This window comes from Paenibacillus allorhizosphaerae (assembly GCF_042659105.1).
Taxonomy (GTDB): domain Bacteria; phylum Bacillota; class Bacilli; order Paenibacillales; family NBRC-103111; genus Paenibacillus_G; species Paenibacillus_G allorhizosphaerae.
The window spans coordinates 833,834-856,649 of record NZ_JBHSRV010000001.1 but is presented as its reverse complement, the minus strand read 5'-3'; the positions used below and the strand labels follow the sequence as shown (position 1 = coordinate 856,649).

Here is a 22,816-nt window from a genome sequence, read left to right as displayed (position 1 = left end):
CAACTGCCGATGACGATATTAGGTTAACAAATAAAAGGAGTAATTGCAATGAAAACAAAAATCACGGTTAAGGGCATTGTTTTTAGTGCCTTGTTTGCCGCACTGCTTATCGTTTCCAGCTATTTAAACATTCATTTGGGTTTTTCGCCGATTCCGATTTCGCTGCAAAACTTTGTCATTATGATTACCGGCGTACTTTTGGGGCCGCTTTACGGATTCATCGCCATCGCGCTCGTCATCGTACTGACCGCTCTCGGACTACCGCTGCTGCACGGAAGCGGGGGATTGCCGCTCGTACTCGGACCGACCGGCGGGTTCATTTGGATGTATCCGTTCGCCGCTTTGCTCATCGGTCTCGTCTCGAAGCGGATTAAGGGCAGCGGTCCGGTCGCTGTCGTGCTGTTGTTTTTAACACTGGAGCTGTTCGGATCGCTGCTGCTGTACGTCACCGGGGTGCCTTGGTTCGCACATACTTCCGGGATGCCGCTGCAGAAAGCTTTTGCCCTTAGCTGCACTCCGTTTTTGCCGGGAGACGCGGTGAAAGCCGCCGTAGCCGCGCTCGTAACCATTCCGATTCGCCGCGTATTTCCGCTCTCCCGCATTACCGGTTAGAGATGGCGCACGCCAGAAGCAAAGCGGCAGCATAACCGGAGGTATGGAGCGTTGCCGCTCCTATCCTGCAAACAAACCAGCTCCGTCCGAATGATTCTCGCCAATCGGGAAACGATAAGGCATAAACGGAGGAGGGATGAATATGCCAAATCAACAGCAGAGCAAAGAACCGAACGGCAACGAGGATACGCAGGCACATGAACGCCATGGATTGCGGGTAAACGATGACGATCATACGCACGTCGATTTGACGGAGGACGGCGCCATCCAGGAAACCGAAGGACAAAATATGTGGGGATAAGCGGTACTAGACGCGCATAACACGAGCATGACAAGCGCACGAAACCGATGATTACGGGAAATTATAGAAACGATGGGATGAACTCGAATGGAACCGAGAGAAGTCGAAGAAAAACTGGCCGAATTGTTGTCCGAAGGCGAGATGGAGACGGTGCCCAAAGAGCAGGCGGTGAAAAAAAAGCTGCCGTTCAAAACCGAAATCCGTATCCGGACAGCGTTTGATCCAATCGCGGTAGAGACGAAGGCGTACCGCCGCATGGCGAAAGAAATCGACGGCCGATACGACCGTTACGAAGATTAGCAATTGTATAGGAGTCGGTTTGTAGCTGGGCGTCTTGCTCAGCCCGGAACTGGAAACAAGGCGTGTTTTTCCGGTGTTCGCTGAAAAAGGAAACGAGGGATGCTTGCCCTCGTTTTTTTCGTCTCCGCAGCGCTTTCTTTACTTCACAATGTATGATACCCTGTTCCATAGCAGTGGACAAGGAGTGCAGCGCATGGAAAGAGTGCTTGTCACGGGATACAAAGCGAGTGAGCTTGGCATTTTCTCGTTGAAGCATCCGGGAATCGGCATTATCAAAAAAGCGATCAAGAAGAAGCTTGTCGCCATGCTGGACGACGGCTTGGAATGGGTCATTGTGAGCGGACAATGGGGCGTCGAGCTGTGGGCGGCGGAAGCGGCGTTGGAGCTGAAGGAAACGTACGGACAGCTCCGTCTGGCGGTCATTACGCCTTTTCTTGAGCAGGACGAGCAGTGGAGCGAAGAGAAGCAGACGTACTATCGGCAAATCATACAGCGCGCGGACTATGTAAACAGCGTAACGAAGAGCAAATATGTAGGCCCGTGGCAGTTTAAAGAAAAAAATAAATTTTTACTGCGCAATTCGGATGCGCTGCTGCTGTTGTACGACGATGAAAAGGAAGGCTCGCCGAAATTTATAAGGGAACTCGCGCTGCAGCAGGCAGGTTCGCAATCGTATCCCATCGTCAGTATTACCGCCTTCGACCTTCAGGAGCTTGCGGACGATGAAAGGCAGGCGGAGGATAGCGGCTTCGATGAACACGGGTATAGTTAACCCGATGGGTCGGCGCTGAGAGGCGGTCAAACATATGTCCTGGGGCGGCATTTTCTTGCCAGCTGGATTGGGAGCCCCGTCGTGGGAAACGCACAGCGCCTTGCACCTTCGTTCAGGTGGGGCGCTTTTTGTTTTTGAATAAATAAGCGAGGGCATTAATTTCCCCGCACAATATAATGGTAAACGCCGACAAATAGCACCAGGTAAGCAGGACAATGACGCCGCCGATACTTCCGTAGGTAGCGTTGTAATTGCCCCAGTGGTTAACATAGTAGGAAAAGCCCAGTGAAGTCAACTGCCAGCCGAGGGCGGCCAGAAGCGCTCCGGGGAGTACTTCCTTGCATGTCAGGCAAGTGTTGGGCGCGATAAAATAAAGTCCGAGAAACACGATGAACAAGATGACAAAATTAATGATCCAGCTCACCACGTTCCACAGCACTATTTTATCTAGAGGAATCAAGGAATGTGCGGCAAGCCAGTCGCCGATAAAGTGGCCGAATACGCTTAACAGAAAAGCGGAAAATACGACGACGAGCATGCCCAGAGTCAGCAAGATGGCGAGAAGCCGGGAGTGAATGATGCTTTTCCGTTCGGGTAGTCCGTATGCTTTATTGACCGACACCACAATCGCGTTCATGGCCGCGCTTGCACTGATAAGAGATAGGATCAGACCGAATGACAATGTGCCGCTCCGCTTAATATCGAGAATTTCCCGGAATTCGTGCTCCAGTCCCGAGGTTACGCCCTGCGGCAGATATTGCTTGATGTAGAGCAGCATGTCCTCCGTGGAGATCGGCAAAAATCCGAACAGGCTGACGACGAAAATAAGAAATGGAAACAATGCCAACAAAAAGTAATAAGCGCACTGCGCTGCCAGACCGAAGGCATCGTCCGCGATCGTTTGCTTATACAGCTCTTTAAGGAATGATTTCTTCATGAGGACATGGCTCCCTTCGCTGTTACTACCACATTATTACCACGATCTGGCTGAAGTAAGCAGCTTGTACGGAAAAAGGGTTTATTCGCTATCCTATGACCGTTCGTTTATTATAGAAGTATTGTTTTATATAACGGCTGCGAAAGGCGGTACATATCATGGCAACGAATGCGCAATGGACAACGATCGGTTTCATCGGCATAGGCGTTATGGGGAAAAGCATGGCATCTCATCTGCAGCGGGCGGGCTATGTGCTGCACGTATACAGCCGTACCCGGTCGAAAGCGGAGGAATTAATCGAGAGCGGGGCCGTATGGCATGATGCCCCCGGAACACTGGCGGAAGCTTGTGATGCCGTCATTACGATGGTAGGCTATCCGCAGGATGTGGAGGAGATCTACCTGGGCCCGGATGGCCTTGTCAATCGTGCCCGTCCGGGCAGCTGCTTGATCGATATGACGACGTCAAGTCCGGTGCTTGCCAAACGGATCGCGGAGGCGGCTGCGGCCCGCGACCTGCATGCGCTGGACGCGCCGGTGTCCGGCGGCGATGTCGGCGCGCGGGAGGCGAGGCTCTCGATCATGGTCGGCGGGCAGCGTGAGGCGTTCGACGCGGCGCTCCCTCTGCTCGAGAAGATGGGGACGAACATCGTGCACCAGGGAGCCGCAGGAGCGGGGCAGTACACGAAGATGTGCAACCAGATCGCCATCGCCTCCAATATGATGGGCGTTTGCGAGGCGCTTGTATATGCGGAACATGCCGGATTGGATCCGTCCACCGTGCTCAAGAGCATCGAATCCGGCGCGGCCGGAAGCTGGTCGCTCAGCAATTTGGCCCCGAGGATCATAGGCGGCAACTTTGCACCGGGCTTCTACGTCAAGCATTTCATCAAAGATATGCGCATCGCTCTGGACTCGGCTCAAGAAATGCAGCTGGCGCTTCCCGGCCTTGCGCTGGCCTGCTCGCTGTACGAGAAGCTTGCCGGGATGGGTGAAGCGGACAGCGGCACGCAGGCGCTGTATAAGGTGATCGGCGGGCAGCGGTAAAGACGAATTGCTGCAAACTCCAAAACGTTTGAAACGGCTGGCTTGTAGGTCTTTGCTACAGGCCGGCTTTTTGTGCTTCTTTTCGACGGTGCTGCAACGGCCACGGCAATTCTCGTCGACGTCGCTTATCAATAATGATACGATCGGCCCCTAAAAATAATGCAAACGGCATATTATTCGACATATATCTACTTTTAAATCAATTGCATTCTTGTATAATGGAAAAAGTTATGCATTTGTAAGAATAAGTGTAAATTTCTTCCTTGCTGTGAAATTTACTTTAGGTCCGGCACATACATAACAGTATCCATAGCGAGAAAGGAAGTAGACCCATTGAAATTTAATCCGTTGAAAACGGTAACGGCTCTATGCGTCTTTACGCTGCTTGGCGGGATGGGCGGTGTAACGGCACAGAGCCGCAATGAGGGACAGACAACCAGAACTGTCCATTGGCAGATCGAGGAGTTGAACGGCGAGGCGTACGTCAAGGCATCGGACGTGGTTCGCACGCTCGGAGGCAGCGGCACGTATCGATCGGAAGCGGGCGAGTACATTTACAGTGCGTCTTCCCCGATTTCGGAAGTGGTCAAGAGCGTCTCCCCCTCCATCGTCGGAATCATCGGCAAACAGGGGGATACGGACGGGAAGGCGTCGGATAACCGCTTCAACCTGGCGCACGGTACCGGCATTATCGTCGATTCCGAAGGATTGATCGTTACGAATGCGCACGTGGTGAAGGATCTGAAGCAAATGATCGTCGTAACATCCGACGGCAAGCAGTATGCCGGTAAATTGTCGCACACCGACGAAGAGAGCGATCTGGCGCTCGTGACGATCGACGCGACCGGCTTGCAGGCGGCAACGTTTGCCGAAACCGCACAGGTGGAAGTCGGCGAGACGGTAGTCGCGATCGGCACCCCGATCTCCTTTGCGCTCCGCAACTCCGTCACTGTCGGCGTCGTCAGCGGGATGGATCGCTCATTGCATTCCACCTACCGGTTGATTCAGACGGACGCGGCGATCAATCCCGGAAACAGCGGCGGTGCGCTTGTCAATTTGAAGGGCGAAGTGATCGGCATCAATTCGCTCAAGCTGGCCGCCGCCGGGATCGACGGGCTGGGGTTCGCTATTCCGGCAGATACCGTGCAATACGTTCTGCATCACTTTGAAGCGTACGGCAAAGTAAAGCATCCTTCTTTGGGGGTCGATTTGGAGGAAAGCTGGGCCGCCATCGTCGGACTGCCGACGGAGGAGCCGCTCAAGGTCGCTCGCTTACATAACGGATCGCCTGCAGCCGATGCCGGCATTCGTGAAGGAGACGTGCTGTTCTCGATCGATAATTACAATATGAAATCGTTAATCGATTTGAACGAGCGGTTGAAGCGGTATTTGCCCGGAGACAAGGTTACGCTGACGATCCAATCGAACGGTGACATCGTACAAAAAGAAATTACATTAATCGAAGCGAAACAATAATAATGGAGCGTGTCCTATGCCGAACCTGCGAAAAGTTTGCATCCCCGCTATCATCCTGTGCGCCGCTTTGCTGCCGTTATCCGCTTTTGCGGATGAGGCGCCTGCAGGTAAAACCGTCAACGTTCAGTTGAAGCTGGGGGAAGACAAAATCATCATCAACGAGCAAGCTGTCGTTGTGGAAAAGCCTTATATTACGAACGGCGCTACGCTTGTGCCGCTTCGCGTCATTACCTCTGCGTTCGGTGCCGCGCTCAGCTGGGATTCGGAAACGCAGACGGTTGGACTCAAGAGCGGAACGACGACTATTTCTCTCCAAATCGGCAGTACGACGGCAACCGTGAACGGAAAGACCGAACAACTGGAAGCGGCAGCCGAGCTGGCCAACGGCACGACTATGGTGCCGCTGCGGTTTATTGCCGAAAAATTCGGTGCGAAAGTGACATTCGACGAGAAAACGTCGAGTGTGAACATATCCGGTACGCAGTCCGCTTCTTCATCCGATAACGCCGGTATCGACTCCGATGTCGGGAAAACGCAAATCGGCAACAGCTTTCACGGCTGGTCGATGAAATACCCTTCCGGTCTCATTAAAGATTATCAAAGTTTTACCGAAGACTATGTTTCGTTCGAGGATGCCAACGGCGAATTCACTTTGGACATTTCCGTCGATTCGGATATGGCCGAGAACTTGTCTCAGGATGCATTGATTAATTTGCTGGCCGATCAGGTGGAAGAGACGATACTCGAGAAAACGTATGTGACGGAAGGTGGCCGTTCTTACGCTCGCATACTGACCAAAGGCGGCGGCGAAATGTACGAATACCGCGCTTACCAGAACGGGGACAAAGTATATTACCTTTACTTCACGATAACCAAAGCGGAGAACTATAAAAATCCTGTTAAGTACAGCGCTTATAAAGACCTGATGGACAGCTTCAAAACGTCCTTCCCGGCCAGTGACAAATCGTTAAAGGACTTATCTATGGTTAAGGATGGCCAGCGCACCTATACCGACGAAACGTACGGGTTTACGCTAAAGCTGCCTGCGGATTGGAAGAAAGGGTCGACAAAGGGAGAGACGATCACGTTTACCGATGCGAAAGGCGTAAACAGTGTCGGCTTCCGCATTACTTCCAAGAAGGACGGAGATTCTGTCCAGACGTGGGCGGAAAGAAACAATAAAATATTTACAGACCTCTGGGTTCCCGAATACCGAAAAGTAGAACCGGAGCGTACGTTAACAATAGACGGCACGCAGGCTCTTGCTAGACGTACCCATAATACATTTGACCTCAAGTCATGGGATGCGACGGAAAATGTATATATCATTAAGGGCGATTATAAGTACTTTATGTATTTTCAATTCGAGAAGCAGGATACGTTGTCCGAAAGCTTCATTCAATCGACCTTGGAATCCGTCAAAATCGGCAAGTCGTCCGCTTCGATTGGGACAATCAAAGATTTAGGAGAAAGCTACGACCGGACCTTGAAAAGCGTGGTCAAAAACAAAACATATAATTATTCGATCAACATACCGACCTATTGGAAAGCGGAGTCGTCCAAAGCATCGTCCGACCTTCTTAAATACACTTACGAGTTCGGCGCCTTTTTGGTAGGGGTCAAAGAGAGCGACACGCTGTCTCCATCGGATTTGGTGGCCACAATGAAACAGGGAATGCAGGCCGACAGCAAGTCCATTCAAATCAAAGAGGTCGAAAATCGAACGGAGACGATTGCCGGCGCCAAGGCGCAATGGGTCGTTTGGGATGTTCAGGAATACGTTTCAACCGTATGTGCGTTTCAAAAGAACGGAATGACATTTTTTGTATATGCAAGCCATCCGAAGGCAGTTAACACGGAGTTTATGAAAAACTTGATCGGCGACACGATCAAATCGATTCAGGTCACGAACTAAAAGGGTAAGATATTGGATATCGCTCCGTTTCGTAAAGGGTCGCAAGTTAACCGGCTACAGAGTGGGGCGATTTTCAATTTTACTTTATAGGAGGCTTGCATGATGCTGCACGTATACGAAGATCAATTAAGCGGGTTTGAGCTTAAGGGAAACTTGAAAGAGGACGTGTACCGGTTTCTCGTTCATGGCAAATGTCCCAAAACGGCGGAGCATTGCATGAAGGTCGGGGAGGAAGCGGGAAGACTCGCGCGCATAGTTGGAACCGATCCGGCCGCAGCGGAGGCGGCAGGTTACCTGCATGACGTTAGCGCTGTATATCCGAACGACCGGCGCATTCCGATCGCCATTCAATTAGGAATCGATGTGCTGCCGGAAGAGGAAGTTTTTCCGCTCATTGTTCACCAGAAGATATCCAAAGCGATGGCTGAGCATATATTTGGAATCAAAGACGTTTCCATTCTGAACGCTGTCGGCTGCCACACCACTTTGAAAGCGCATTCCTCGCTGCTGGACAAAGTGCTGTTCGTCGCGGATAAGATCGAATGGGATCAGCAGGGGACACCGCCGTATATTACGGAGCTGCTGGCGCAGCTGGACATATCGCTGGATCATGCGGCGTTCGCTTATATCGATTATTTGTGTCAGCGGAAAGAGACGTTAAAGGTGGTGCATCCTTGGCTGCGCGATGCGCATGAGGAGCTCAAGCGGCAGCTTTTTTAAGGAGCAATAGCTTGTGTTACCGCGGTACCTCTCACCACGTTTTGAATTCATGGAGAAGACTCAACAATAATTTTGCTGAAAAAATTTTTGCAATGCGACAGGAATTTTAAAAATGCCGTAGAATTGATTCTTATAACTTAATTTTTCTAATGGAAAAAGTAACTTTATAAATGGGGAATCCGACCTTGGCAAGAAAGAAAGATGTGATACGCACCGGAAATCATCAACTCATTAAAGAAATCAATCAAGTGCTTATTTTCAATGCGATCCGGGAAAGGGGTCCGATCTCGCGTTCGCAGCTGGCGAAAGAGCTTTCTTTAAGCCCGACCACCGTTACCGTGATCGTAGACTATTTTAAGGAGAACGGGTTCTTGGTCGAAATCGGCAAAGGCGATTCCAGCGGGGGGAGAAAGCCGATTCTCGTCAAACTGGCGCCGAACGCGGGAATCGTCATCGCTGTCGACTTGGAGCAAAACCGGGCGGCCGTGCTGAACATGGAAGCGGAAATATTATTTTTGAAGCATTTACAGTCGCCGGAGAAAACCGGGTGGGTTCCTTCATTAATTCAGGCGATCGACGAGCTGATTCGGGAATACCGGGATGTTCATAATTTGCGGCTGCTCGGCATCGGTATTGCCGTACCGGGCATTATCGATTTGGAAAAAGGCAAAGTGATCACGGCGGCCAATATGAATATCAACCATTTGTCGTTGAAAGAGGAGCTGCAAAAGCATTTTCAAGTGCCGATCTTGCTGGAGAACGATGCGAACGCGGCGGCGTACGGCGAATATTTGTACGGTCGCGGTCTGATGGTGCAGGATTTCCTGTACATTCATGCCGGCCGAGGCGTCGGCAGCGGGCTGTTCCTTTCCGGGAACTTGTTTACGGGAGGCGCCGGCGGCGCCGGGGAGTTCGGTCATGTTACGGTCGACGAGAATGGACCGATGTGCCACTGCGGCAATATCGGCTGTGTCGGCCATATGATCAGCGAAGCGGCGCTGCTTGCAAAGTGGAAGGAATGGACGGATGAACAGACGCAGGAACCGACGCTAAGGGAGTTAGTGGAGCTCAGCAACAGTGGGAACGAAACCGCTTTGAGACTGATGGACTTTGCCGGCGAATTGCTTGGCCGGGGCGTCATTACCTTGGTGCATTTATTTAATCCGACGTTGATCATATTGGGAGGTGAGCTGGCACTAGACAATACGAGACTGATACAGCAGGTTAAGCGGCAGATCGAACGCCGTACGATGAAGATGTTTTCCCAGCATGTCCGTATCGAGGAAAGCTTCAAAAGGCTGGATGCCGGGATCGTCGGAGCGGGATCGCTCGCGCTGCATCATTTTTTTGAAAATTTAAATATGGAACTCATTACAAGCAAGCCTATGCTTACGAAGTAGGCATTGCAAGCGCAGTGCCAAGCGTATGCTTACGAAGTCAGCATTGCTAACACAATGCTCAGTCGATGCTTACGAAGTAGGCATTGCAAGTGCAATGCCAAGCGTATGCTTACGAAGTCAGCATTGCTAACACAATGCTCTAAGGAGGATATTTCATGTTCAGAATAGGATTGGTCGGAGCCGGCACGATGGGGAATACGCACAGCCGGGCATACCGCCAAATCGAAGATGCCGCCATCGTCGCCGTGTGCGATATCGATGAAGGCAAGGCGAATAAGCTTGCAGCATCCTGGAATGCGGCGGTGTACAGCTCGCTCGAAGAGATGCTCAAGAACGGCGATTTCGACGCGGTCGATATTTGCTTGCCGACGGATTTGCACCGCGAAGCGGCCGAGCTTGCGGCTGCATACGGCAAACACGTGTTTTGCGAGAAGCCGATCGCGCTCACGGAAGAAGACGCCTCGGCCATTATCGCCGCATGCAAGAAGGCGGGCGTGAAGCTAATGGTCGGACATGTGGTCCGGTTCTTCCCCGAATACCGTTCGGCCAGAGACCAAGTCCGGTCGGGACGGCTCGGCAACTTGGGCGTCGTCCGTACGGTCCGCTCCGGAGCGTTCCCGCTCTGGTCGGAATGGTTCAAGGACGACAGCCGCAGCGGCGGCCCGCTGCTCGATCTGGCGATTCACGACTTCGACTACTTGCAATGGACCTTCGGTCCGGTGAAGCGCGTATTCAGCCGGGTATTGCCGGTGCAGCCGGACGGGCCGGCGCATACGCTGACCGTGCTCCGCTTCGAAAGCGGCGTCATGGCTCACGTGGAAGCGAGCTGGGGGTACCCGCAAGGTTCGCCGTTCTTGACGTCCATCGAGATTACCGGCTCGAAAGGGATGGTGCAGTTCGACAAAGACAAATCGAACTCGATCGTTCAATACGGCGGCTCGCAGAAGCCTTCCGGCGTGCCGGACAGCCCGCTGGCGAAAAGCCCGTATGCGCTGGAGCTGGAGCATTTTATCGACTGCGTGAAGAACAACAAGGAACCTCTGACGTCCGGCGAGGAAGCGCTGGCGTCGCTTCGCATCGGCCTAGCGGCCCGCCGTTCCGCCGAAACGAAGCAGCCTGTTGAATTGGAGGGTGTGCACCAATGAAAACGATCCGCATTGGAATGATCAGTCTTGCCCATAAAGGACACGCATACGGTTATGCGGGCGGGCTTCTTAAAGTGCCGGGCGTGGAAATCGTCGGCATTTACGATGAAGAAGCCGAACGCGGGCAAGCGGGAGCGAATCAGTTTAAAACGAAGTTTTATGAGGATTATAACGAGCTGCTGAAAGAAGTGGACGGCGTCATCATTTCTTCGGACAACAGCAGGCATCATCAATACGCGATAGCCGCAGCGAACGCGGGCGTACATATATTGGTGGAAAAACCGATCACGACGGTCGGAGAAGACGCGCGCGAGCTCATAGACCTGTGCAACGAGAAAGGTCTCGTGCTGCAAACGGCATTCCCGGTCCGGCTGAACACATCGGTGCATAAGGTGAAGCAGCAAATCGACAAAGGCGAACTCGGCGACATTGTGGCGATTGCCGCAACCAACCATGGCAAAATGCCGGGCGGCTGGTTCGTCGATCCTGCATTGTCCGGCGGCGGCGCCGTTCTTGATCACACGGTACATGTTGTGGATATTATGAGATGGCTGCTAAGCAGCGAAGTGAAGGAAGTATACGCCGAGATGGACACGCGGCTTCACGATATCCCGGTCGACGACTGCGGTCTGCTATCGATGGAATTCGATAACGGAGTCGTCGCGACGTTGGACACAAGCTGGTCGAGACCGACATCGTTCTCGTTCTGGGGCGACGTGACGATGCGCATCGTCGGAACGAAAGGCGTCATTCATCTGGACTGTTACGCCCAGACGGGAGAACTGTGGGAGAACGGAGCGGCGCTCACGCACCGGTACTTGTCGTGGGGCGACAATACGAATCAAGCGCTCGTCGCCGAATTCGTCGCCGCCGTCCGTGAAGGACGCCCGTCGTTCATCACCGGTCTGGACGGACTGCGCGCCGCCGAGACGGCTTGGGCCGCCTATGAATCCGCGAAGGCGGGCAAGCCAGTTGCCGTAACGCACTACTAAGAAGCAAGTTTAATCCGCAGCAGCAAACATACCTCGTCAGTCAAACGCAGCACTTCCATACAACAAGATCGGAAAGGCGAACCGGCGGTTCTCCTCTCCGATCTTCCATAAAGCTACCTTTGCAAAGTTACGAATGCCTATTTCATTGTAAAGCTTTGATCGCAATTTTTTTGTCACCTTGAACACCATGAATGGAGGTGAACGCCATTGGATCAAGTTTCTTTGAACGAACGGAAGGTTCAGGCACGTCCGCAGCAAAAGCATAAGAGGAATGTGTTCATGCCGTTTCTTCGTAACTGGGAGCTCTATGTCATTATTTCTCCCGTTCTTGCTTACTACCTCATCTTTGAATATTTTCCGATGTATGGCGTACAGATCGCATTCAAAAATTTCGTCGCAACCAAAGGCATCTGGGGAAGTCCCTGGGTCGGCTTTCGGCATTTCGAACGGTTTTTCGACAGCTATTATTTTTGGCGGCTGATCAAAAATACGCTCGGCATCAGCTTGTTCCAGCTGGCCGTCGGTTTTCCTGTACCCATATTACTCGCGCTGATGATTAACGAAGCGAAGTCCAAATGGTTCAAAAAAACGGTGCAGACCGTTACGTACGCTCCGCATTTTTTGTCGACCGTCGTTCTTGTCGGCATGGTCGTCATCTTTCTGTCGCCGCAAAGCGGCATCTTTAACCAGATCATCGTCCTGTTCGGAGGCGAGCCGATTTCGTTTATGACCGAGCCGTCGTGGTTCAAGACGATCTATGTCACTTCCGGCGTATGGCAGCAGATGGGCTGGGGCTCGATCATTTACCTTGCGGCGCTGGCCGGCATCGATCCGCAGCTGCACGAAGCGGCCAAAGTCGACGGGGCCACGAGGCTGCAGCGTATTTGGCACGTCAATCTACCCGGCATTATGCCGACGATCGTCATTTTGTTAATTTTGAATATGGGTTCGATCATGGGGGTCGGCTTCGAAAAAATTTATTTGATGCAAAACGATCTTACGCTCGAAAGCTCCGAAGTCATCTCGACCTATGTATACAAAAGCGGCATCATTCAATCGCAGTACAGCTTCTCCGCCGCTGTAGGACTGTTTAATTCCGTCATTAATATGATTTTGCTTGTAACGGTGAATTATATTGCCAGACGTATGAACGAAACGAGCCTGTGGTAGGAGGGGACCAGCGAATGGACCGAAGCCGGGAAGACCGAATGTTCGACAGGATCAACGTATTGCTGCTCGTCTTGATTACGATTATCGTCTTGTATCCGCTGCTGTTTGTGCTCAGCGCTTCCGTCAGCGACCCTTCCGTCGTTGTCAAAGGGCAGCTGTGGCTTTGGCCCAAAGGGTTCAATCTGGCCGGATATGAACGCGTGTTTCAGAACAACGACATCGTCACAGGTTACGGAAATACGATCCTGTATACGGTGGTCGGCACCGCCATCAATGTCGTCTTGACGATCTGCGCCGCATATCCGCTGTCCCGCAAAGATTTTCGCGGCCGCCATGTCATCACCGCTTTAATTACCTTCACGCTATTTTTCAGCGGAGGATTGATTCCGACGTACCTGCTTGTCAAAAAGCTGGGCATGCTCGGCACGATCTGGGCGCTGGTCATCCCCAATGCGGTTGCCGTATGGAATATCATTATCATGCGGACCTTCTTTCAAACGAGTATCCCTTACGAAGTACAGGAATCCGCTGCCATCGACGGATGCAGCAACTTTCGGATATTGCTGAGTATCGTCCTTCCGCTATCGATGCCGATCATCGCCGTGATGGTGCTCTTTTATGCGGTCGGCCACTGGAACGCGTTCTTTAACGCGCTGATTTACCTTAACGATCGGAGTCAATACCCGCTGCAGCTCATCCTTCGGGAGATACTGCTACAGGGTCAAATGCAAGCCATGATTGATATGGCGGATGACTCGCTAGCCAAAAAATTAATGGAGGTGGAAGGAATCAAGTACGCGGTCGTCGTGATCGCCAATTTGCCCGTATTGGTGCTGTATCCGTTTTTGCAGAAGTACTTTGTAAAAGGCATGATGATTGGGGCGCTCAAGGGGTAAGGAGAGAAAATGACTTTCAGGGAGGATCAGCGTATGAACAAATCGATCAAATGGACGTCTCTCGTATTGACCGCTGCCGTGACGGCAGGCATGGTGTCCGGTTGCAGCGGGGATAAAGGAACGCCGTCCGGGGGCAAGGATGCTCCGAAAGCGGGCGAAGCGGCTATCAACGGGACCGGTTTTCCGATTGTAAAAGATCCGCTTAAAATGACCTTTTTGACGGCAAAGGCGCCGACGACGGCGAACAACTGGAACGAAACGATGCTGTGGCAGGAATACGCCAAAATGACAAACATGAACATCGATTTTCAATTGGTGCCGTTCGACGCATTTACCGAGAAGCGCAACCTCGCGCTCGCGAGCGGCGATTACCCGGATGTGATCTACCTGGCCCGCATGTCGACGGACGATTTGATGAAGTACGGAAGCCAGGGCGTGCTCATCAAGCTGAACGATCTGATCGACAAGTACGCGCCGAATTTCAAAAAGCTGATGGATCAGTACCCGGAGGTCAAGAAAGCAATCACGATGCCGGACGGCAACATCTACAGCTTCCCGAACATGCTCGCTCCCGAATTTACGTCCGTGCGGATGGGAGCAAAGCTGTGGATCAAGAAAGAATGGCTCGACGCGCTGAACATGAAGGAACCGACGACGACCGAGGAGTTTTACAACTATTTGAAGGCAGTCAAAAATACCGACTTGAACAAAAACGGCAAGCCCGATGAAGTTCCGCTCGGCGGCACGAAGCTCAAGGACATTATAGGCCACTTTAAAGGCTTCTTCGGGCTGATGAACCGCGGAACGAGCCACCCGAACGTCGACGTCGACGCGAGCGGCAAGCTTCGTTTCATTCCGATCGACGACCGGTACAAGGAATTGCTCCAATACATGAATAAGCTGTATGCGGAAGGCTTGATCGACAAAGACATTTTGCCTAATGAGAAGGACGCGAACAAGTTTTACGCCAAAGGGGCGGAAGGCGTGTACGGCGCGGTCAAAATCACAAGCCCGTTCACCTTGATGAAGCAATCCGGGTATGTCGGACTCGGCGCGCTGCAAGGACCGAAAGGCGACAAGCTGTATTCCGAATTCCGCCCGGCGGTCAACGGGGCAGGCGCATTCGTCATTACAGACAAGAACAAAAATGCGGCGGCGACCGTGCGCTGGATGGATTACTTCTACGGCGAGGAAGGCAACAAAATGTTCTTCATGGGCTTCAAGGATAAGAGCTATATCGAGAAGCCGGACGGCACCCTGGCGTATACGGACGAAATTACGAAAAACCCGCAGGGCCTCACACTGGAGCAAGCGCTTGTCAAATATGTCACTTGGCCGGGCGGCGGTTATCCGGGAATCGTCAGGCAAAAGTATTTCAGCGGAGCCGAAAGCTTGCCGGAATCGATCGATGCGGCGAAGAAGGCCGAGCCGAATTTGCCGAAGGAAGTGTGGCCGGCTTTCAGCTATACGGATAAAGAAAGCGAACAGATGATTGCGATGAATACGGACCTCACCAACTACATCGACGAAATGACCACCAAATTCGTTACCGGTACAACGCCGTTCTCCGAATGGGATAAATATGTAGCCGCCATCAAAAAGATGAAGCTGGACGACTACATGAAAATGTATCAAGCGGCTTACGACCGCTACAAAAAATAATAAAACGGTTCTAAAATGGACTGCTTCTAACAATGTATGAAGTGAGGGATGGCTTTGAATGAGGGTAAGCGCTTAATCTATTTTCGCTGCTTTCTGATCAACGTAATCGTGCTTCTGCTGCTGACCCCTATGTACAGTGCTGTCGCCTCCTCAGCCCCCGGCTCGTCCGGGGGAGGGGGAGATGCGGTTCAGCCCCCGCTTAAGCTGAAGGCGATGTCTTATCAGATCAACAGCGGCAAAGGGACGGATAACGTGGTCGATCTGGACCGGATCGCAGATGTCATTCGCAGCTCGGGCGCAGACGTGATCGGTTTGCAGGCGGTCGATAAACATTATTCCAGCCGGAGCAATTATGAGGACCAAGCCAAACGAATCGCAGACGCGCTTGGCATGCATTATGTCTACGGGCCTACGGTGGATCTTGCGCCGGAGCAAGGCAGAACCGAGAGGCGGCAGTTCGGCATGGCGATCTTGAGCAAATACCCGATCGAGAATGCGGTGTTGAATCCGATTTCCAACTCGGGAACCGAAAAGCGCGCGCTGTTCGAGGCCCGGATCAATGTGAACGGTACGGCAATCCATTTTTATACAACCCATATGGATACGACCGCTGCCGTGAGGGTCAAGCAAGCGGATGAAATCATCTCGATCGTAGGCCGGCAAACCGGACCGAAGATCGTCGCCGTGTATGCCAATGCCGTTGACACGAGCGCCGAAGTGAAGCGGCTGCTGACCTCGTTCAGCGACGCCTTTTTTGACCAAACGAATGCGTACACGAATCCGGCTTATTTGCCTACCAAACGGATTAGCTACCTATTGCCTTCTTATGATTGGGAGCTGGGGGAAGCGCGGGCCATACCTTCCTTGGCGTCGATTCACCTTCCGATTGTTAGCGAGCTGATATTAAACCCGGATGCGCATGCGAACCCGGCGCTCAAAGCGCTGGCGTTCACGGACAAAGCTTTATCGGAAATGGCGGGAAATGTAATGAAAGTGAAATTGAACGCTTATTACACCAACGGAACCGTACGCGATGCGACTTATAGCGCAGGTTACGTGAGCAGCCACCCCGAAGTTGCGGATGTTCCTTCGCCGGGGCTAATCCGGGCCAAGTCCGCAGGGAAGACGGTCGTTACCGCCACCTATGGGCCGCTGTCCGCGGATTTGCCGGTTTCCGTATATTTGACAAAGAATGCAGATTTGGCTTCGATCCGGATCGACGGCGTTCCAGTGGAATCGTTTGCGCCTGACCGATTGTTCTACCGGATTACCGTACCGCGCGATTCGACGAAGGTGCCAGCCATCTCCGCGCAGTCTGCCGATGCGAATGCGAGCGTCACGGTCTTTGCCCCAACAACGCTTCCAGGCATTGCGTATCTTGTCGTGACGGCCGATGACGGTGCGACGACCAAAGAATACCGGGTACAGTTCACCGGGGAGAAGACGGATCTGGATATGCCGCTCAAGGTGATGTCCTTCAACATTCATCACGGCGCAGACTCCGATGAGAATTACGATCTGGAGAAAACGGCGGACGTGATCCGGCAGTCAGGCGCGGAAGTGATCGGGCTTCAGGAGGTGGACCGGTACTATTCGAGCCGCAGTAACCTGGAGGACACGATCGGCCGTTTGGCGGAGATGCTCGGCATGCATTACGCATACGGTGCCAATCTGGATCGGGCTCCGCAGCAACCGGGACTGCCGAACAGCCAATACGGGACGGCGGTTTTGAGCAAATATCCGATTTTGGAGCAGCGTAATTACGCTTTGACGAGCTACGGACAAGAGCAAAGAGGCCTGCTTGAGACGCGGATTGATATGAACGCAATCCCGTTGTATTTTTATTCGACTCATTTGGGGCTGGATGCCGTGCAGCAGCAAACGCAGACGGATGAAATTTTGGCGATTGCCGGGGAAAAAGACGGCCCCAAGATCATCGTCGGCGATTTCAATGCCAGGCCGTATTCGCCGGATATGAGACGGATCGCAGCGGCATTTCAAGAGCCTTTTGCCAGCCAACCGAATGCTTATACGATCGACTCCAAAAGGCCATACGCCAAAATCGATTACATCTGGGCAAGCGACAAGCTGCTGCTTGGCGATGCAGAACGTGCGCAAGTCATTCAGACCCAGGTGTCGGACCATCTCCCGATCGTCGGCGACTTGTATGTGAAGCGCGAGCTGAACGAACTGAATTTTAGCGTGAACGAATGGAAGACAGCGGTTGGCAGCAGCATGGAGCTTAAGGCGACCGGCCTGTACAGCGGAGGATATTCGAAGGATGTGACGGCGGAAGCGCAGTATGCAAGCTCGAACGAAGCGGCTGTCCGCGTAGAGAAAAGCGGCGCCATTACGGCGATTGCACCAGGCACTGCGCAAATTACGGCTCGTTTGGGCGAGCAGGTTGCGACGATGTCCGTGTACGTGATGGGCAACCGGTCCGACCTCGCTTCCATCTCGGTAAACGGGCTGCCGCTGCAGCCGTTTCTTGCGGATCGGCTGGATTATACCGTCTACTTGCCCGAAGGCGCGACGATGCCGCAGACCGTAACGGCACAAGCATATGACGCCAAAGCGATTGTGACGGTAGAACAAGCGCAAGGCGTGCCCGGCGAAGCCGTGATCACGGTCACAGCCGAAGACGGCATTCAGCAGACAGTGTACCGCGTCCATTTCGAACAAAATACGCCGGTTTCCCTAGTTCTGAATCCGGCGGAATGGCATGCGGCTCCCGGGGAAGAAATGACGCTGAAAGCGAGCCTGCGCTACAAGGACGGCTCGTTGCGGGATATGGACGATAAAGTCCGCTTCTCGCACAGCAACGGCTCCGTCGCTTCCGTCAATGCCCATGGCAGAGTCAAAGCGCATCGCAGCGGATCGGCCGTCATTAACGCATCGGTCGACGGATTTCAGGCGGAGATGACGGTTCAGGTCGAAGACGAGGGAAATGAACCGCCAGGTAAGCCGTAACATTAGACCTTGTGCAGGTACAGGGAGGCGGCTTCCGCCTCCCATTGTACCGGGGGAAGATGTTCATAACAAAGCCAGGGAGCCTTGTGTCATTACGAAAAAAAAGTGGCGGGTTGTCTTTCGCTGCGTATGGAAACGTTATCAAGGCGAGGGTGCGAAGGATGCAATGAATTCCGGTCGGCGAAAGGCTCTAAGTGCAGCACATGGATTCACGCTTTTCGTTCGTATGTACCTTAGGGAGCGGGGAGAAGAAATGAGAAGAATCATTGGATCAGGCGCTGCTGCGCTGCTGATTGCTCTGGTTGCGCCGGGTTGTTCGCCGTCGCAAGGGACCGCCGTGCAGGAAAAACCGGCCGGTACGGCAATCGTGGATCAAAAGCCCGTGACGGTCACGGTCGGAATCAATACCGGAGGATATTTGAATGAGGAGGAATTCAAACGGTATATAACCGATCCAGTACATAAAAAATATCCGTGGATTACGATCGAGCGGGTATTGTATGATAAAGGTAGAAGCACGCGCGAGCTTGTCGCCATCGGGGAGACGCCCGATATTACGATCACGAACAATATTAACGGTATGCAAGGTCTCGTCGATCTGAAAATATTCGCTCCGATGGACGATTTGATCAAAAAACATAATATCGATCTGAACCGGATCGAGCCCGAGGCGCTTGAAGCGATCAAATCGGCGATGCAAACGACGGATCTGGTTGCGCTTCCTTACACAAGGCATTTTGCGGCGCTGTACTATAACAAAGACATCTTTGACAAGTTCGGCGTGCCGTATCCGAAAGACGGCATGACTTGGGACGACGTGTATGAGCTCGCCAGGAAGGTGACGCGAAACGAGGACAACGTGCAGTATCGCGGGCTTGAGCCAAACTACATCGAACGGCCGGCTTCCCAGCTGTCATTGCCTTATGTCGATCCGAAAACCAATAAATCGCTGCTCAATACCGAACCTTGGAAGCGCGTGCTCAGCTTCATGGAGAAAGTTCACCGGATTCCCGGCAACAGCCAAATCATTTACGGCGGCGACGCGAATAACCTGTTTGCCAAAAACAAGACGTTAGCGATGCTGGCGTCAAACAACATTATATTCGACGGCAATTTGTACAAAACGCCCGATTTGAATTGGGATATGGTGTCTTATCCGACATGGCCCGAGGCGCCGGGATTGTCGCTGCGCATTGACGAGCACGTCCTTGCGATTACAAGCACCAGCAAAAACCGAGATGCTGCGATGCTGGCGATCAATGCCGTTCTTTCCGACGAAGTGCAGATGGATATGTCGAGACAGGGACGATTCAGCATCTTGAAGGACGCCAAGATCAAGGCGTCTTACGGGGCCGATATGCCCTTTATGAACGGGAAAAATATCGGTGCCGTCAGCAAGACGACGCCGGCAAAGTCGTTTGTCACCTCGAAGTACGATAATATCGCCGCAACCGCCATGAACAACGCGCTGAAGGATATCATCAACAACGGCAAAGACGTAAATACGGCGCTGCGGACAGCGGATGAAACCGTCAATCAGCAAATTAAAACGGCGGAAGCGGGTCAGTAATGAAAGCGTATGCGCGCCGGGAGTCCGGTAATCAACGAATCAACGAATCGAGACGAAAAGAGGAATTTCATCGTGACCATTCAAGCAATGACGTTAAACCTGCGCTACAATGAACCGAAGGACGGCGAGAATGCATGGCCGAACCGGATCGACAAGGTGGTGAGCATCATTCAAGCGAATGGGCCGGACGTGATGGGAACCCAGGAAGGACAATATCCGATGCTGGTCGAACTGCAGGAACGCCTGGCCGGCTACCGTTGGATCGGGAAGCCGAGAGACGACGGGGCGCGAAGCGAGCATTGCGCGGTATTTTATCGCGAGGAGCGGCTTGAGCCGTTGGAAGAAGGGCACTTCTGGCTGTCGGAGGCGCCGGAAGTGCCGGCATCGAAGAGCTGGGATACGAGCATTACGCGGATTTGTACGTGGGTTCGATTTCGCGACAAGCAGACGGGGGAATCATTCGCCATATTTAATACCCATCTGGACCACAGGGGAGAAGAAGCAAGAAGAAACGGGGCGGCGCTCATCTATGAACGGATGTCCGCATACCGGGCGAAGCACGGAATTCCGCTGCTTCTGATGGGCGATATGAACTGCACGCCTGACTCGGATGCAATCCGGTTTTTCCGTGGCGAGCTGGAGATCGGAGCGGTAACGTCGGATTTGCAGGATGTGTTCGATCATGTGGAGAAGCCCCTCGGCAAAACGTTCAACGGGTTCAAGGGCCAGGTAGAAGGGGAGCCGATCGATTATATTTTTACGACAAAGGACTGGGCGGTGACTCACGCCAAAATCGACCGTTCGCAATACGACGGCAGTTATCCGTCGGATCATTATCCGGTGACAGCTACGCTTGAAACGAAGTAAAAATGTATCTCTGCCATTAGATTAACATGTACATAACACATAGCAGTCACAGCCCGGGCCAGCGTTCCGGGCTGTTTGCCGTTCCTTCGATTATAATCGAAACACGATGATTTTTAATAACATACGATACATAAATATTTGAAAAGTATAAAAAGTATTGACAAATCGATCCTGTGGAAATTATATTTTAACAATAACAGGAAAGCTTATAGCAATAAGTACGAAATGCAATAACATGAATGCCTTTAGGAGGATTGTATGCCGCACAAAACAACGAACCGCAAGATGGTTACGCTTGGACTGCTGGCCGCTTTATTTGTCGGCGCGCTGGACGTAACCGTCGTAAGTACCGCTATGCCGCATATCATTAACGATCTCAGCGGCCTCAGCCTCGTTAGCTGGGTATTCTCGATTTATACGCTGACCACATGCGTAGCGACGCCGATCTTCGGCAAATTGACCGATCTGTTCGGAAGGCGATCGGTGTTCACGATCGGTCTCATCCTGTTTGTTCTCGGCTCGATTCTGTGCGGCGCCGCGCAGTCGATGACCGCTCTGATCTGGTACCGCGCGCTGCAGGGCATTGGGGCGGGGGCGCTGAATCCGGTGACGTTCACGATTATCGGCGATTTGTATCCCGGCGAGCAGCGCGGGAAAATGCAGGGAGTGTTCGCGTCGGTCTGGTCGGTAGCCGGTCTGCTGGGGCCGCTTGTCGGAGGCTATTTTGTCGACTACGTGAACTGGCGCTGGATCTTTTATATGAACGTGCCGATCGGCATCGTTTCGTTTTTCCTCGTATTCGGCTTTTTGCATGAGCAGTTTGAGAAGAAGGCGAAAAGCATCGACTATTTGGGCGCGTTGACCTTTACCGTTGGGATATCGGCATTGCTGTACGCGCTGCTGAGCGGTGGGGAGAGCTATCCGTGGAATTCGCCCGTTATCATGGCGCTGTTCGCGGTTGCCGTCGCAGCGCTCGTGCTTTTCGTCTTTATCGAGAAAAGGGCGGCGGAGCCGATGATCCCTCTGTCGATCTTCCAGAACCGCGTCATGAACGTATCCAATATTAGCGGATTTTTGGCATTCAGCGTATCCACCGGAACTTCGATCTACGCGCCGATGTGGATTCAGACTCTTCTCGGATACAGTGCCACCACCTCCGGGTTGATGGTCATGCCGATGTCGATCGCCTGGCCGATCGCCGCGAATTTGGCGGGGCGGTATATGTACCGGGTAGGCGCGAAGAAGATCGTTATCTTCGGGGCGCTTGTCGTGCTGCTCGGCGGACTATGGCTGACGGCGCTGACGCTGCAGTCGCCATACTGGTATCTTGTCGGCATATTAACCGTCGTCGGATTCGGTATGGGCTGCGTATCCACACCCGCTACCGTACTCGTTCAATCGGTCGTCGGCTGGCAGCAGCGGGGCGTCGCCACCGCCGCCAATTCGCTTATGCGCTCGCTGGGCCAGACCGTCGGCGTCGCCGTATTCGGCACGTTGTTCAACAGCTATCTCGTACAGCACACGAATGCGGAAATTGCAGGCGGCATTCACGCCGTGTTCGTGGCGATCTTTATCATTACGGTGCTGAACGCCATTTCGGTGTTTTTCCTGCCGCCGCAGCGGAAAATTGCCGAAATGCAAAAAGCGAATTGATTCGGAGGCGATAAAAAGCACACCGATTCATTGATATGCTCCCCTTAAAGCAGACAGACAGGTGAAATCAATGAAAGCCTGCTGCTGTGAGGGGAGCTTTTCGTTGCAACCGACCAGGTCGGTCTTGTGGCTGCTGTAACAAGGTAATCAACATTGGCGTGTTGGCGGCATCGCTATGAGGTAACCGGATCCCGACATCCGGCTTCCACCGAAACGAGGCTGGTTCGCCGGATGGATCCTGCCTTGCCAACGTATTGAATAAATCATTTTGATCCGGGCATGAAAAGAAAAAAATAAGATGGAGGGTATGAAAAGAGGTTGAAGAAACGGACGGGATGCATTATATTTTAATTAATCAAATTGATTTATAAACTAAATCCGGAGGTGAGATTTATAACAGATACTTGTACTT

General features: G+C 52.6%; 19 protein-coding genes. 18 read left to right on the top strand and 1 reads right to left on the bottom strand.

The genetic code is table 11. From position 1 onward, the window contains the following. Positions 1–48 precede the first annotated feature (48 nt). From ACFQI7_RS03580 to ACFQI7_RS03565, 4 genes are all read left to right on the top strand, one after another. A complete protein-coding gene (locus tag ACFQI7_RS03580; RefSeq protein WP_218097442.1) occupies positions 49–612 on the top strand; it encodes a biotin transporter BioY in 564 nt (187 codons plus the stop codon). A 142-nt stretch (positions 613–754) separates the two neighbouring features. After that, positions 755–913, top strand: a complete 159-nt coding sequence (locus tag ACFQI7_RS03575; protein ID WP_218097443.1) for a hypothetical protein — start codon at positions 755–757, stop codon at positions 911–913. 87 nt (positions 914–1,000) lie between these two features. Then, positions 1,001–1,213 (top strand): hypothetical protein, encoded by a 213-nt coding sequence (locus ACFQI7_RS03570; protein ID WP_218097444.1) that lies wholly within the window; start codon positions 1,001–1,003, stop codon positions 1,211–1,213. Positions 1,214–1,406: 193 nt separating this feature from the next. After that, the gene (locus ACFQI7_RS03565) at positions 1,407–1,985 is read left to right on the top strand and encodes a DUF1273 domain-containing protein (protein WP_218097445.1); all 579 of its coding nucleotides are present in this window, start codon (positions 1,407–1,409) and stop codon (positions 1,983–1,985) included. A gap of 112 nt (positions 1,986–2,097) precedes the next feature. On the opposite strand, the gene ACFQI7_RS03560 is transcribed toward ACFQI7_RS03565, so the two are convergent. Further along, positions 2,098–2,922 (bottom strand): YihY/virulence factor BrkB family protein, encoded by an 825-nt coding sequence (locus ACFQI7_RS03560; protein WP_218097446.1) that lies wholly within the window; start codon positions 2,920–2,922, stop codon positions 2,098–2,100. Positions 2,923–3,080: 158 nt separating this feature from the next. On the opposite strand from ACFQI7_RS03560, the gene ACFQI7_RS03555 reads away from it, so the two are divergent. The 14 genes from ACFQI7_RS03555 (at position 3,081) to ACFQI7_RS03490 (ending at position 22,404) form a co-directional block, all read left to right on the top strand. Further along, entirely contained in the window at positions 3,081–3,968 is an 888-nt protein-coding gene (locus ACFQI7_RS03555) for an NAD(P)-dependent oxidoreductase (protein WP_218097447.1), read from the top strand. Between the two features lie 333 nt (positions 3,969–4,301). Beyond that, the gene (locus tag ACFQI7_RS03550; protein ID WP_230414648.1) at positions 4,302–5,444 is read left to right on the top strand and encodes a S1C family serine protease; all 1,143 of its coding nucleotides are present in this window, start codon (positions 4,302–4,304) and stop codon (positions 5,442–5,444) included. Between the two features lie 16 nt (positions 5,445–5,460). Then, positions 5,461–7,359, top strand: a complete 1,899-nt coding sequence (locus tag ACFQI7_RS03545; RefSeq protein ID WP_218097448.1) for a copper amine oxidase N-terminal domain-containing protein — start codon at positions 5,461–5,463, stop codon at positions 7,357–7,359. A 102-nt stretch (positions 7,360–7,461) separates the two neighbouring features. Further along, the gene (gene yqeK, locus ACFQI7_RS03540) at positions 7,462–8,079 is read left to right on the top strand and encodes a bis(5'-nucleosyl)-tetraphosphatase (symmetrical) YqeK (protein ID WP_218097535.1); all 618 of its coding nucleotides are present in this window, start codon (positions 7,462–7,464) and stop codon (positions 8,077–8,079) included. Between the two features lie 185 nt (positions 8,080–8,264). After that, complete coding sequence (locus tag ACFQI7_RS03535) at positions 8,265–9,479, top strand: ROK family transcriptional regulator (protein WP_218097449.1); 1,215 nt, start codon at positions 8,265–8,267, stop codon at positions 9,477–9,479. 155 nt (positions 9,480–9,634) lie between these two features. Next, complete coding sequence (locus tag ACFQI7_RS03530; protein WP_218097450.1) at positions 9,635–10,624, top strand: Gfo/Idh/MocA family protein; 990 nt, start codon at positions 9,635–9,637, stop codon at positions 10,622–10,624. Next, positions 10,621–11,616: a Gfo/Idh/MocA family protein gene (locus ACFQI7_RS03525; RefSeq protein WP_329958203.1), complete on the top strand. Its 996-nt coding sequence runs from the start codon at positions 10,621–10,623 to the stop codon at positions 11,614–11,616. Before ACFQI7_RS03530 ends, ACFQI7_RS03525 begins: the two co-directional genes overlap by 4 nt. Positions 11,617–11,895: 279 nt before the next feature. Next, positions 11,896–12,786: an ABC transporter permease gene (locus tag ACFQI7_RS03520; RefSeq protein WP_218097537.1), complete on the top strand. Its 891-nt coding sequence runs from the start codon at positions 11,896–11,898 to the stop codon at positions 12,784–12,786. A gap of 14 nt (positions 12,787–12,800) precedes the next feature. Further along, positions 12,801–13,682 carry a carbohydrate ABC transporter permease gene (locus tag ACFQI7_RS03515; protein ID WP_218097451.1) on the top strand — a complete coding sequence of 294 codons (882 nt, stop codon included), beginning with the start codon at positions 12,801–12,803 and terminating at the stop codon, positions 13,680–13,682. 33 nt (positions 13,683–13,715) lie between these two features. Then, positions 13,716–15,344, top strand: coding sequence for a type 2 periplasmic-binding domain-containing protein (locus ACFQI7_RS03510; protein WP_218097452.1), 1,629 nt, complete (start codon positions 13,716–13,718; stop codon positions 15,342–15,344). Positions 15,345–15,398: 54 nt separating this feature from the next. Next, the gene (locus ACFQI7_RS03505) at positions 15,399–18,314 is read left to right on the top strand and encodes an endonuclease/exonuclease/phosphatase family protein (protein ID WP_218097453.1); all 2,916 of its coding nucleotides are present in this window, start codon (positions 15,399–15,401) and stop codon (positions 18,312–18,314) included. A 253-nt stretch (positions 18,315–18,567) separates the two neighbouring features. Continuing rightward, positions 18,568–19,884, top strand: coding sequence for an ABC transporter substrate-binding protein (locus tag ACFQI7_RS03500; RefSeq protein WP_218097454.1), 1,317 nt, complete (start codon positions 18,568–18,570; stop codon positions 19,882–19,884). A 72-nt stretch (positions 19,885–19,956) separates the two neighbouring features. Continuing rightward, positions 19,957–20,751, top strand: a complete 795-nt coding sequence (locus ACFQI7_RS03495) for an endonuclease/exonuclease/phosphatase family protein (RefSeq protein ID WP_218097455.1) — start codon at positions 19,957–19,959, stop codon at positions 20,749–20,751. Between the two features lie 258 nt (positions 20,752–21,009). After that, a complete protein-coding gene (locus tag ACFQI7_RS03490) occupies positions 21,010–22,404 on the top strand; it encodes an MDR family MFS transporter (RefSeq protein WP_218097456.1) in 1,395 nt (464 codons plus the stop codon). The last annotated feature ends 412 nt before the right edge of the window (positions 22,405–22,816 follow it).